Annotated in this window: 12 protein-coding genes and 1 riboswitch; of the genes, 10 read left to right on the top strand and 2 right to left on the bottom strand. The window is 50.3% G+C overall.

The genetic code is table 11. From position 1 onward, the window contains the following. Positions 1–119 precede the first annotated feature (119 nt). Positions 120–380, bottom strand: a complete 261-nt coding sequence (locus BMX58_RS04130; RefSeq protein WP_068622279.1) for a hypothetical protein — start codon at positions 378–380, stop codon at positions 120–122. A gap of 225 nt (positions 381–605) precedes the next feature. Further along, positions 606–715: riboswitch (SAM riboswitch) on the top strand. A gap of 79 nt (positions 716–794) precedes the next feature. Between BMX58_RS04130 and BMX58_RS04125 the strand changes: the two genes are divergently transcribed. The 3 genes from BMX58_RS04125 to BMX58_RS04115 all read left to right on the top strand — a co-directional run bounded on the left by BMX58_RS04125 (position 795) and on the right by BMX58_RS04115 (position 2,150). After that, positions 795–1,079 carry a hypothetical protein gene (locus tag BMX58_RS04125; protein WP_068622281.1) on the top strand — a complete coding sequence of 95 codons (285 nt, stop codon included), beginning with the start codon at positions 795–797 and terminating at the stop codon, positions 1,077–1,079. Between the two features lie 87 nt (positions 1,080–1,166). Then, positions 1,167–1,721, top strand: coding sequence for a hypothetical protein (locus tag BMX58_RS14580; protein ID WP_131814039.1), 555 nt, complete (start codon positions 1,167–1,169; stop codon positions 1,719–1,721). Between the two features lie 66 nt (positions 1,722–1,787). Next, the gene (locus tag BMX58_RS04115) at positions 1,788–2,150 is read left to right on the top strand and encodes a DUF488 domain-containing protein (RefSeq protein WP_068622285.1); all 363 of its coding nucleotides are present in this window, start codon (positions 1,788–1,790) and stop codon (positions 2,148–2,150) included. A gap of 120 nt (positions 2,151–2,270) precedes the next feature. Here BMX58_RS04115 and BMX58_RS04110 read toward each other — a convergent pair whose 3' ends face one another. Then, a complete protein-coding gene (locus BMX58_RS04110; protein ID WP_068622287.1) occupies positions 2,271–2,630 on the bottom strand; it encodes a hypothetical protein in 360 nt (119 codons plus the stop codon). 282 nt (positions 2,631–2,912) lie between these two features. Between BMX58_RS04110 and BMX58_RS04105 the strand changes: the two genes are divergently transcribed. The 7 genes from BMX58_RS04105 (at position 2,913) to BMX58_RS04070 (ending at position 12,186) form a co-directional block, all read left to right on the top strand. Further along, a complete protein-coding gene (locus BMX58_RS04105) occupies positions 2,913–3,953 on the top strand; it encodes an NAD(P)-dependent alcohol dehydrogenase (RefSeq protein WP_068622289.1) in 1,041 nt (346 codons plus the stop codon). A gap of 264 nt (positions 3,954–4,217) precedes the next feature. Beyond that, a complete protein-coding gene (gene ppnP, locus BMX58_RS04100) occupies positions 4,218–4,529 on the top strand; it encodes a pyrimidine/purine nucleoside phosphorylase (protein WP_068622291.1) in 312 nt (103 codons plus the stop codon). Between the two features lie 152 nt (positions 4,530–4,681). Beyond that, entirely contained in the window at positions 4,682–7,045 is a 2,364-nt protein-coding gene (locus tag BMX58_RS04095) for a helix-turn-helix domain-containing protein (protein ID WP_068622293.1), read from the top strand. Positions 7,046–7,374: 329 nt separating this feature from the next. Beyond that, the gene (locus BMX58_RS04085) at positions 7,375–8,577 is read left to right on the top strand and encodes an amidohydrolase (protein ID WP_068622297.1); all 1,203 of its coding nucleotides are present in this window, start codon (positions 7,375–7,377) and stop codon (positions 8,575–8,577) included. Then, complete coding sequence (locus BMX58_RS04080) at positions 8,577–9,968, top strand: MFS transporter (RefSeq protein ID WP_239420534.1); 1,392 nt, start codon at positions 8,577–8,579, stop codon at positions 9,966–9,968. Before BMX58_RS04085 ends, BMX58_RS04080 begins: the two co-directional genes overlap by 1 nt. A gap of 120 nt (positions 9,969–10,088) precedes the next feature. After that, a complete protein-coding gene (locus BMX58_RS04075) occupies positions 10,089–10,706 on the top strand; it encodes a trimeric intracellular cation channel family protein (protein ID WP_068622299.1) in 618 nt (205 codons plus the stop codon). 316 nt (positions 10,707–11,022) lie between these two features. Further along, entirely contained in the window at positions 11,023–12,186 is a 1,164-nt protein-coding gene (locus BMX58_RS04070; RefSeq protein WP_068622456.1) for a galactokinase, read from the top strand. The last annotated feature ends 10 nt before the right edge of the window (positions 12,187–12,196 follow it).

Here is a 12,196-nt window from a genome sequence, read left to right as displayed (position 1 = left end):
AATCAAAGAGGCAGTGACAAAACCAGAAGAGTATTTTCTGATTTTGTCACTGCCTCTTTAGCATCATTATTTCGTTGAAAACTATCCAACCGCCATAGTTCGTTGCCTGAGGAATGAAATCACTGGGTCACGGTTGGCGTTGCTTCTTGAGCGCAATAACGAACCGTTCCATCCCAGTTTCTCGCATGCATACTGACGCCGTTCATGTGATGGGCGTCTTCCGTGTGATGACGGAGATGAGTGGCATGGCTACGCACATACTGTCCGTGGTTTTCAAATGTCACCGTATCCATCATCGCTGCTTCAACAGGCGTTGCGAGAGCGAAGCTGGTCAAGGCAGTAAAAGAGATGAGGCCAATCAGCAAAGATTTTTTCTTCATGGTAAGTTCTTCCTTTCTGTGTGTAAACAGGCTATCCATTGTGACCATATTTTTGTGTCTCGGAGTGGGTGATGAGAACGAGCATTGTATCCGGATCACTTGATCCTTCTAAATTATACAAAGGAATTATGTAGAACAGATGTAGAAAAAATATATTGAACGAATTGGTAATTAGTTGAATTTTGCGCAATGTTATGACATAATATATTTGAAAACTAAATAACTTCTTTATCACGAGAGATTGAGGGACTGGCCCGATGACATCTCAGCAACCGACCCACGCGTAACGCGGCGGCACGGTGCTAAATCCTGCAGAGTAATCTGAGAGATAAGAAGAGCAAATCGACATTCCCGACTCTTCTTGTTATAAGAAGGGTTTTTTGTTTTCAAAAAAACAATCTGGAGGGAAAAACGATGACAATGACAAAAGAACAATTCGAACAGTGCGAAAAAATGGAAGCAACAGGTGGCCCGAAAAGCCAAGCCGGGGCAATGCTTTACCATCAGTACAAGCAACAAAAAAAACAACTGGAAGGTGCAAGACAGCTCGGCAAGGGACAGCTCCAAAGTGACATAATGGAAAAAATATTGGAAGTGCAGCAGCTTGAATGCAGCATCAAAAAGCTACAGGGACAGCTTCAGATCGAAAAGCTTGCCTTGGAAACCATGACCAAAACACTGGTGCTCTTGGGAGATTAAGTGTAGAAAGAATAACCGGAGATATGCCAAGCAGACCTTTCGTCATATTTGGCAACTTATAATCATTTTTGTGGAGGAGTCAAACGAATGAATCATATTTCTCGCGGGGCACCGGCTAAATACGCCCACTTTCCAAATATTCAAAAGATTGGTCATTCAGATAGAGTTTCTTGCGGTACTTGTGCATTTTATGACAGGAGTGATCGATCTTGCAAGAAGCAACCTGTCTTTGTTCCGGAAATCGGTTATAACTATTGGAAATATTGCAAACACTTCCAGTTAGATCGTGAGTATGCCTCCCAAGGTAATCTAGCCTTTGTGGAAAGAAACTGGATGTGTGCGAAAAAAAAGAAGAAAATGAACAATACGAAAAATGAAGAATCACCAAAAGAAGCAGCACCTCAAAAGCGAAAAGAGCCTTCCAAAAAATCAGAATGGCTGGACCGGAAGATTTCTGTGTACGACTATGAGGATAAAGAGACATACAGTTACAAAGTTGTCCAATCACCGAACAGCAACTTAGAAAAGCACCAAATCAGCAAAGATTCCGTTCTTTTCCAAGAAGCAAACAAAGTATCGCCGGGAACAGATTTCAAAGTGAATGGATTCAGGTATAAGCTGATCAGTAAGAAAACACGCTAGTCAGGATCGGACTGTGATTCGATGATCAGTACGATTTTGGTTAATGTAAGAAAAGGAGTGATAAGCTTGGAACTGAAAATGAAACGCATCTACGATTCCCCGACAGAAGCGGATGGTTTCCGGATTCTGGTCGATCGATTGTGGCCGCGCGGAGTCAAGAAGGAGGCCGCACAGCTGGATGCATGGCTGAAGGACAGCGCGCCTTCACCTGATCTGCGCAAATGGTTCGACCACGATCCCGAAAAATTTGCCGCCTTCAAAGAACGCTACGAGGAAGAACTGCTGACGAACCCACCGGCTGCGGCTTCAGTGGCTGAGATCCTGAAACAGTTGGAAACGACCGATGTCACATTGGTCTATGCCGCGCGGAATCCGGAAATCAATCACGTTGTTGTGCTTCGGGATTTTCTGGAGGAGCAGCAACGCTAGCAAGCATTTAACCGATAGGAAGGTATTCCGGATGAACGAAAAACCCCACTCTGCATATTCTCTGAAACCGAGAATATGCAGAGTGGGGTTAAATGATGCTGTTTGACTATCAAATGATGGCTATTGTTCCCCCAGTATCACGCGGTAATAACCATCATCACCTTTGAAAACCAGCTTGATCTTCAGGTCACGTTCGGAAAGCTCCGGATCAACAAAAGTATTTGTCTCATCGGATACCTTTTCTTTGATTGCATCGAGGGAGTCATAATAGGCTACAATGAAGGGTTCATGTTCCGCATCAAAATCCGCGATTTGTTCCAGAAAGGCAGTTTCGTCGTCAATTACTTCCGTGCTTAGGACTTCTGTACTTTCGCTGACTGATGATTGAGTGTTTTCAGATTGGGGAGTTTCGTCCGTACCATTGGAACAGGCCATTAGCAGTAGGGCAACCGGAAGAGCTAAATAAGGTTTCATTTTCATATTGATTCCTCCAATTTTTAAATTGTTTCAATATTAAGTATAAACCAGTTATACTGAGAGTAGAAATAATGTTAATAATAAGGAACAAATAAGATGGCTTGGTGATGGTCTGTGCTTTTTACACTGTCGCTTTATGGGTTCGCGAGGCAATTCCAGCTTCCCGTTAGTTATCCCTTGACTTAACCTTAACTTTAAGGAGTATGCTTTTTATACAGGAGCAAGAGCGCCGTGAAAGGACAGTGCGCAGCTTTTGAATACGGAAGCATAATGGAGGAAATATATATGGTAGTAGCAAAAGCAAGAGCAGTCGATGGTCCGGACAAACCGTTCCGATTTGCGGAAATCGAAAGACGGGAATTGGACGAGCAGGATGTCCTGATCGAAATCAAATATGCGGGCATCTGCCACTCGGATATCCATACGGCCCATGGTGAATGGGGGCATGTGCATTATCCGCTCGTGCCGGGGCATGAAATCGCCGGAATCGTGACGGACGTCGGAACCGGAGTCACAAAATACAAAGTCGGCGATCGCGTTGGCGTCGGCTGCATGGTCGATTCCTGCGGGGAATGCGAAAACTGTCTGCGCGACGAGGAGCAGTACTGCCTCAAGGGCAACGTCCCGACTTACGCCGGCGTCGACAAATACGGCGAGCCGACACAAGGCGGCTATTCCACGCACATCGTCGTGACGGAAGGTTTTGTGGTACGCATTCCTGACAACATTGGATTGGATGCGGCAGCGCCGTTGTTGTGTGCCGGCATCACGACCTACTCGCCGTTGAACCGCTGGCAGGCCGGCCCCGGCAAAAAAATCGCCGTGATCGGACTGGGCGGATTGGGGCACATGGCCGTCAAAATAGCGCATGCGATGGGGGCTGAAGTCACCGTCCTGTCGCAAACTTTGGGCAAAAAAGAAGACGGCCTGAAGTTTGGGGCGCAGCACTATTACGCCACTAAGGATCCGGCGACCTTCACGGAATTGGCCGGCAGCTTTGACCTCATCATCAATACGGTGAGCGCCGTGATCAACTTGGATGCCTATCTGGGCTTACTGAAGCTTGACGGCACGTTGGTGAATGTCGGCGCTCCAGGTGAACCTTTGTCGCTGAATGTGCTGTCCCTGATCGGGCACCGCCGTTCCTTCGCCGGCTCGATGATCGGCGGCATCCGCGAAACCCAGGAAATGCTGGATTTCTGTGCCGAACACGGCATCGTTCCCAATATCGAAGTCATTTCCGCCGACCAGATCGATGAGGCATACGAACGCGTACTGGCTTCCGACGTCAGATACCGCTTCGTCATCGACACAAGCACAATCTGATACTGACTCTTTTCGGGAGTGCCTCATTTAGTTGGGGGCACTCTTGTTTTTTGGAGTTTTGTCGGTTGTTCAGTCTTGAGAGAATGCATAACAGCCGAGAGATAAGCATTTTGTCGGCTGTTCTTCCTTTGACAGTCGTTGTTCACCCGACGTTTCTGCTCCGGCTCAGCAATTGCGAAGCGGAATTCCCAAAATTGCGCCGATGCTATTGCTAATCCCTGCGTAAAATTATAATATGATTAAAAAGAAATCGGAGGAAAACAGATGGAATTCAAGAATGTAAGTGTAGTGAAGGAAGCGAATGTGTATTTTGATGGGAAAGTGACGAGCAGAACGGTCCTGTTCGAAAGCGGCGAGAAGAAGACGCTGGGCTTCATGTTGGCGGGGGATTACGAGTTCAACACGGACGCGGAGGAAACGATGGAGGTACTCGGCGGCGAGATGTCGGTGCTGTTGCCGGGAGAATCCGAGTACAGACTGTACACGAAAGGCGAGAGCTACATCGTTCCTGCCAATTCATCCTTCAAGATGACTGTGGAGAAATACGTGGATTACTGCTGTTCCTACAAAAATTGATCAAAAGCTTCTGCGCAGGGATGAATAATCCTCTCTGCGCGGAAGCTTTTTGCATATCCAAATGCATTCGTTCAAAGAGTTGTCGGAAAATGTCGGTTGTGCTGAACGGACGCGAGGGGCATAATGGAAGAAAGGATTGGAGGGATCGGAAGATGACGAAGGAAAACGCAGCAGATTATGCAATCACCATCGGGAATGTGCGTTATGCCGCGCCGCAGCGGTATTACGGAACGCGGATTTTATTCGTGGTCAACGGAAGTGCGGGCGTTTCGGTGAACGGGGAGCAGCACCTGATGGAAGCGGGGGACATCCTATTCATCAACCGGAACGACCACTATACCGTCCGTGGCAGCACAGACAACAATATCGTTTGCCTCAGCATTCCGAGCCATTTTTTCGTCATGCACTATCCTCATTATTTCCATTATGATTTCGTCTGCTTTTCGAAGGAACTGGATCCGGGGCGCGGGGATGTCGTCGCGAAACTGCGCAGGATGCTTTCCGAGCTCGTGATCGTCCATTCCCGGAATGAAGAAGGCAGCCTGCTGGAAGCCCAAAGCCTGCTCTTTCAGTTGCTGCTGTTGGTGACGCGCTACTTCAAAACGGAACGCCCGCATATGGACGCTGGCGAGGCGAGCGATGAACGGATTGCGCGGATCATCCAAAAAATGGAGTTGCGCTACGCCGACCCATTGACGCTGGCGGAGATGGCGGAGAGCGAGTACTTGTCTTCGGCCTATCTTTCCCGTTATTTCAAGCAAACGACCGGCATGGGCTTCCTGCAGTATCTGAAAATGGTGCGCCTGAAGCATTGCGTGGAAGATCTGCTGTACACCTCCGACAATCTGTCCCAGATTGCATTGAAGAACGGTTTTTCGACGGCCAAAAACTTCACGGAAGCCTTCAGATCGGTCTACGATCAGACGCCGGTGCAGTACCGGAAGGAGCACAGGCAAGAAAACAGCGCCGCGTTCGCATCCATGCCTGAAAAGCTGGCGGCCGGAAAGGAACCGGAAGCGCCGGAAACGCTCATGCAACTGACGCGGTATCTGGAAGAGGCTCCGGATCAGCGTGCCTTGCCGAATGAAGCGCCGAGCGAGGATTGCCGGATCACCATCGCTAAAGGCGAAACTGCAACAGCTTTGGCGCGCGAAAAGCACATCCTTTTCATCGGGGAACTAAATGAGCTGCTGAATCAGCAGGTGAAAGAACAGGTCATTCTGGCCAAACAGCAGATCCGGGTTGACTATGTGGGCGTGCGCAATCTGATCGGCGGGTCCACGCTGTTGCCGGAAGTGGAGACGGATGAGTTCATTTCCACCACACCGAAGTACGCCAATGCCGACCTGGCCATGCAGTTCATGAAGGAGCAGGGAATCGGGCTCTTCTTGCGGATCGCCTACACGGAAGTCATCCGCAACGAAGACCGCTATTTCCTGGAGCTGGAACGGTTCCTGGTCCACGCCCTGCAGGCATTCGGAAGGGAATTCGTCAACCGCTGGCAGTTGCTTTTCCATGCCGAAAAGGAGACGGCCGTTTTGGGCACCGAACTGGAACGCATCTATTTGCGGCTGCATGCAAGCATCCGCAAATACGCGCAGCAAATCAAAGTCGGCACGTTCCTTCCTTTCAAAGAGGAGAAAGAAAGCCTCGGATTGGCCCATCAATGGCAGTTCCAGCAAAGCGACAGGATCGATTTCATCACGTACGATGCGGACCAGAACGAGGTCGTCGACTTTTCGGAAATCAGCGATGAAGACTTCCAGAGCAGCCAGGATTATATCATCGGGAAGACCCGTAAGCTGAAGCGATTCCTGAAAAAACATCATATGCCTCAGCCAATCTACTTGGAGAACTGGAACACGCTGACCGGAAATACGCGCTACACGAACGGAACCTTTTTCCGGGGTGCGTTGATTTTGAAGACGGTCCTGGATCTGAGCGCGGAAGTCGCAGGCCTGGGCTTCTGGCTGAACAGCGAAATCCACGGAAAGAACGGCGGAACCCGCAATCCGACAGTGAGCGGGCTGGAACTGTTCCACTTCTTCAACGGCAAACGGCCGGCCTTCTACACGATGCTGTTCAAGGAACGGATGACCGGGGAAGTGTGCGCGGAAGGGGAAAACTACGTGCTGACCCGCGACGAGGACGGTTATCGCTTGCTGCTTTTCAATGAAAAACATTTCAATCCGCGCTACTCGGTCGATACCCTGTTCATGCGCAACCGCAGCCAGGAGCTGCACGTGCGCTTGCTGGGGATGGAGCCCGGGGAATACCAAGTCCGGAAATACTTGTTCGACCAGCAAAATGGCGGCCTCTACACGAAATGGGGCCAACTGAACAGCAAGCACGGCATCGATCTCGAGGTGATGGACTACATCGTCCAATCATCCCGGCCGACGCTGGAGATAGAGGATGAACGGATCGACGCCGATTGGTCCTTCTATGCCTCGATGAGCAGCAACGCCATTATGTTCATCGAATTCCGCCGCGCAATCGGGGGATCAGTACAATGAATGAAGAAAAGGTTGTCTCCGATTAGTCGAGGCAACCTTTTTTTGTCCGATTCATTCGGTTTATCGGACAACCTGCAGAACAGAAACTCTTTTTCCGCCCGCTTGCGGACCATTTTCGAAATGAAAGGGCTTCATGACAAAAATCATCCGCACCAAATTGCTGTTCTGCCTGTTTCTGAAAATACAAAGACAAAAATCCGGAGTTTTTGCATAAGAACCGCCCTTTTCTTATTTTTCCGTGGCGGTATACTGACTGAGTGATTACGAAACGTAGCATCAATCAACCTATACAATGGTTAATAAGTCAAAAATAAGGGAGCGCAATAAAAATGAACGAAACCATCAAAGCGCAATTATTCCGCAAGCTGGCCGAGAAACAGGCGCGCATGATCGAAATCTACCGTTACCTGCATGCCCACCCGGAATTATCCTTCCAGGAGGAAAACACCGCCAAGTACATCGAGGAATTTTATGCAGGCAAGGACTGCGACGTCCGCACCCATGTCGGCGGACTGGGCATCGTCGTGACGATCGACAGCGGCAAGCCCGGAAAAACGCTCGCCATCCGCGCGGATTTTGATGCGCTGCCGATCCAGGAAGAGACCGGCCTGCCGTATGCCTCAAAAACTCCGGGCGTCATGCATGCCTGCGGACACGATGCGCATACAGCCTACATGCTGACACTGGCTGAATGCTTGATCGAAATGAAAGAGCAACTAGAAGGAAAGGTTGTTGTCCTGCATCAGCCTGCCGAGGAAGTGCCGCCGGGCGGAGCGATCGGCATGATCAAGGACGGCGCTTTGGACGGCGTCGACAATGTCTTCGGGATCCATGTGATGTCGCAGATGCCGTTCGGGAATGTGTATTATCGCGAAGGCAATGTCCAGACCGGACGCGCCAATTTCCGCGTGAAGATCCAAGGCGTCGGCGGCCACGGCTCCTCGCCGCACAAAGCCAACGACGCCATCGTGGCGGCCAGTTATTTTGTGGTCGCTGTGCAATCGATCGTCAGCCGCCGGATGAATCCTTTCGATGTCGGCTCGATCACGATCGGCAGCTTCGACGGCAAAGGTTCGTTCAATGTCATCAAAGATTCGGTCTTCCTTGAAGGCGATGTGCGCTCGATGTCCGAGGAAACGCGCACGCTGATCGAAAAGGAAATCCGGGCGAAACTGGACGGCATCGCCGCCATGTTCGAGGTGACCTATGGACTGGATTACGAAAACGACTATCCGGTGCTGTTCAACGATCCGGAACTGACGGCATTCGCGGCAGACGCTCTGCAGGCCACCGAAATGCCGGGAGTCATTGGAATTGAGCGCTGCGAGGCGCAGCCGCCTTCGGAAGATTTTGCTTATTATGCGAAGGAACGTCCGAGCGTCTTCCTCTATGTCGGGGCGGCACCGGAAGACGGTGAGGCTTATCCGCATCATCATCCGAAATTCCGGATCAACGAAGGCAGCATGCTGGTCGCAGCCGAAACGATGGGGACATTAGTGGTTGATTACTTAAAAGGGAGCAGTGAGAAATAGTGGAAACGCAATACAAAGGCAATGACAAATTAATTGCAGGGATTATGATGGGTGTCGTCACATTCTGGTTGTTCGCGCAGGCGATGGTGAATATCGTGCCGGCCGTTCAGGCGGACTTGGGCATCTCATCGGGCGTGCTGAGCATCGCGATCAGCTTGACCTCTTTGTTTTCTGGGATGTTCATGGTTGCGGCAGGTGGCTTGGCGGATAAATACGGTCGGGTCAAATTGACGAATATCGGCCTGATCTTGAGCATCATCGGTTCGTTGTGCCTTGTGTTCGCCAACGGGGCAGCGCTTTTGATCATCGGTCGCATCATCCAAGGGCTTTCAGCGGCCTGCATCATGCCCGCCACTTTGGCTTTGATGAAGACTTACTTCGATGGCGCCGAAAGACAGCGCGCCTTGAGTTTCTGGTCGATCGGTTCATGGGGCGGATCGGGGATCTGTTCTTTCTTCGGCGGTCTGGTAGCGACTTATTTCGGATGGCGCGCCATCTTCATTGTTTCGATTTTCGTTGCCGCGTTGGGCATGTTCCTGTTGCGGGGCACGCCGGAAAGCAAATTTGAAGCAACCGGTGAAAAGAAACCTTTCGACATCGGCGGTCTGGTTACCTTTGCGTTGGCAATGCTGGCATTCAACATTATTGTTGGTCAAGGCGCTTCAATCGGATGGACCAATCCGGTCATCCTTGGCTTGGCGGCTTTGCTGGTTGTATCGGTCTTCCTGTTCGTAACAATCGAAAAGAAACATGTGAACAGCTTCATCGACTTCTCCTTGTTCAAGAACAAAGCCTACAGCGGAGCGACATTGTCCAACTTCTTGCTGAACGCGTCGGCTGGGACGATGGTCGTCGCAAATACCTATGTGCAGATGGGCCGCGGTTTTTCTTCGTTCCAATCCGGCTTGCTGACGATCGGCTACTTGGTTTGCGTATTGAGCTCCATCCGTTTGGGTGAAAAAGCCCTGCAAAAATTCGGTTCGCGCAAGCCGATGGTGACCGGATCATTCATCGCGACGATCGGGATTGCTTTGATGGCCTTCACTTTTGTGCCGGGAATCATCTACAACTTGTTGGTGTTCGTCGGCTATGCTCTGTATGGTTTCGGTTTGGGGATCTATGCGACACCATCCACTGATACCGCCATTTCGAATGCGCCGGCTGACAAAGTCGGCAGCGCATCCGGCATCTACAAAATGGCCAGCTCGTTGGGCGGGGCAGTCGGCGTTGCCCTTTCATCCAGCCTGTTCAACGCATTGAGTGCACAGGGGAATATGGAAATTGCCGGTTCCGCCGGGTTGATGCTGAATGTGGCGTTTGGGACGATCGCATTGGCTTCGATTTTGCTGACGGCTCCGAAAGCGAATGCGCAAGTGGAAGCGACGGAATAGGTTTGTGCAAGTAAACCAAAAATAGATGAAAATAAGAATGCAAAGCCCTAACAGCTTCGCATTCTTTTGCTATATACTAGTACCCGTACGCAATACTAAAAGATCAGTAGGAGGATTAATATGGCATTCATTTCGATTGTGGAAATGATCGGGACGGTCGCCTTCGCTATGGCGGGAGCGCTGACTGCGATCGAGAAGGACCTTGATTATTATGGTATAGGAATATTTGCGATCACAACCTCTGTCGGCGGTGGGATCGTCAGGGATCTGCTGATTGATCGGCCTTTGCCGGCTTCATTGGAAAATCCGCTTTATGCACTCATCAGCCTGCTTTCTGCCGGCTTCGTCATCCTTTTTTATACGCACATCACCAAGTTGTCGAGAATGCTGCAGTTTTTTGATGCGATCGGTCTTGGGGCGTTCACAGCCATCGGAGCTGAGGTGGCTGTGCAGATGGGCTTCCAGCAATGGTACGTCGTGGTGACTTTGGCTGTATTGACCGGAACCGGCGGCGGCCTGATCCGCGATGTGTTCGCCCGGGAGATCCCCTATGTATTCCGCAAAGAAGTCTATGCGCTGGCTTCGATCCTGGGCGCCATCCTTTATATCTTTGTATATCAGTTGGCCGGAAGCCAGATTGCGCTCTACAGCTGCTTCTTGGCGACGGTTTTGATCAGGATTTACTGCATGGAGAATGATGTGCACCTGTTGCGGGTCGGGAAAGTCAATCTCGAATAGTCGTCAGTTCCGCAGTTATGTTCATTATTCAACACAATTTCCAAATAAGTTTTTTGTTGAATTTTTTATACTTACAAATTGAGCTGCCTAATTGAATGTTAAACCGCAAAGAAAGCCTTTCTGATGTCTTTCTTTGCGGTTTTTTGCATTTCAACAGATTCTGAACTCCGGAAATGACAGCGCTTTAAAACCGCTTGACACTTCTTTGTTGTGGGGTTATAATTCATTTAGTTAATATTTAGTAAAAATAACTAGTAAATATTTATCGGAAACAAAACAAAAAAACGAAACTCAAAACAAGAAGGAGCGGATGAAGATGGAATTGACAGGATTGAAGCAGAAATTTGAGGAATTGTTCGGCAAAGGGGACTACACAGCATTTTTCGCGCCGGGACGGATCAATCTGATCGGCGAGCACACCGATTACAACGGCGGGAATGTTTTCCCATGCGCGATCACATTGGGGACTTATGCGGTTGCGGCAAAAAATGATCTGAAGCAAGTGCGCCTCTATTCGGAAAACTTCCCGGAAGCCGGCGTCATCAGTTTCGATTTGGCCGATTTGGATCATAAAAAAGCGGACAGCTGGGCCAACTACCCGAAAGGTATGCTGCGCTATCTGAAGGAAGCCGGTCATGTCATCCCGGAAGGCATGGATATGGTCATCTTCGGCAATATCCCGAACGGATCGGGCCTTTCTTCTTCCGCTTCCCTCGAACTGTTGATGGGCGTCGTTTTGGATAACCTCTTCAACCTGAACGCGGATCGCCTGGATCTGATCAAAACCGGCAAGCGCGTCGAGAACGAGTTCATCGGAGTGAACAGCGGCATCATGGACCAGTTCGCCGTAGGGATGGGCGAGGAAAACAAAGCGATCCTGCTGGACTGCAATACGTTGGAATATGAGTTGGTCCCTGTCGAATTGGGCGACCACGCGATCGTCATCATGAACACAAAAAAACGCCGCGAATTGGTCGACTCCAAGTACAACGAACGCCGCAGCGAATGCGAAGAAGCCTTGGCGAAGCTGCAGACGGTCGTGTCGATCGGCAGCCTTGGCGAACTTGATGAAGAAACGTTCGAAAATGCGAAAGCGGTTCTGGAGAGCGATGTGCTGTACCGCCGGGCACGTCATGCGGTCACGGAAAACCAGCGCACGCTGAAAGCCAAAGCGGCCCTGCAGGCCGGCGAATTGGATGCATTCGGCCAACTGATGAACCAGTCGCACATTTCCTTGCGCGACGACTATGAAGTGACCGGCATCGAATTGGACACATTGGTCCAAGCTGCCTGGGATCAATCGGGAGTGTTGGGCGCACGCATGACCGGAGCCGGCTTCGGCGGCTGCGCAATCGCAATCGTCCAAAAGGCTGCCATCCCGGCCTTCATCGAAAATGTCGGCAAGACTTATGAAGCAGCGATCGGTTACCCAGCAGAATTCTACATCGCCGAAATCAGCGATGGCGCAAAACGGTTATAAGGAGCGTTCG

It is taken from the genome of Trichococcus ilyis (genome assembly GCF_900109135.1).
In the GTDB taxonomy this organism is placed as follows: domain Bacteria; phylum Bacillota; class Bacilli; order Lactobacillales; family Aerococcaceae; genus Trichococcus; species Trichococcus ilyis.
The sequence above is the reverse complement of the archived record's forward strand: the minus strand, read 5'-3'. Positions and strand labels throughout refer to the sequence as shown.

Bases quoted from the DNA above. Each gene is read 5' to 3' on its own strand.
- BMX58_RS04130 (WP_068622279.1), bottom strand. From the start codon at position 380: ATGAAGAAAAAATCTTTGCTGATTGGCCTCATCTCTTTTACTGCCTTG.
- BMX58_RS04125 (WP_068622281.1), top strand. From the start codon at position 795: ATGACAATGACAAAAGAACAATTCGAACAGTGCGAAAAAATGGAAGCA.
- BMX58_RS14580 (WP_131814039.1), top strand. From the start codon at position 1,167: ATGAATCATATTTCTCGCGGGGCACCGGCTAAATACGCCCACTTTCCA.
- BMX58_RS04110 (WP_068622287.1), bottom strand. From the start codon at position 2,630: ATGAAAATGAAACCTTATTTAGCTCTTCCGGTTGCCCTACTGCTAATG.
- BMX58_RS04105 (WP_068622289.1), top strand. From the start codon at position 2,913: ATGGTAGTAGCAAAAGCAAGAGCAGTCGATGGTCCGGACAAACCGTTC.
- ppnP (WP_068622291.1), top strand. From the start codon at position 4,218: ATGGAATTCAAGAATGTAAGTGTAGTGAAGGAAGCGAATGTGTATTTT.
- BMX58_RS04095 (WP_068622293.1), top strand. From the start codon at position 4,682: ATGACGAAGGAAAACGCAGCAGATTATGCAATCACCATCGGGAATGTG.
- BMX58_RS04085 (WP_068622297.1), top strand. From the start codon at position 7,375: ATGAACGAAACCATCAAAGCGCAATTATTCCGCAAGCTGGCCGAGAAA.
- BMX58_RS04075 (WP_068622299.1), top strand. From the start codon at position 10,089: ATGGCATTCATTTCGATTGTGGAAATGATCGGGACGGTCGCCTTCGCT.
- BMX58_RS04070 (WP_068622456.1), top strand. From the start codon at position 11,023: ATGGAATTGACAGGATTGAAGCAGAAATTTGAGGAATTGTTCGGCAAA.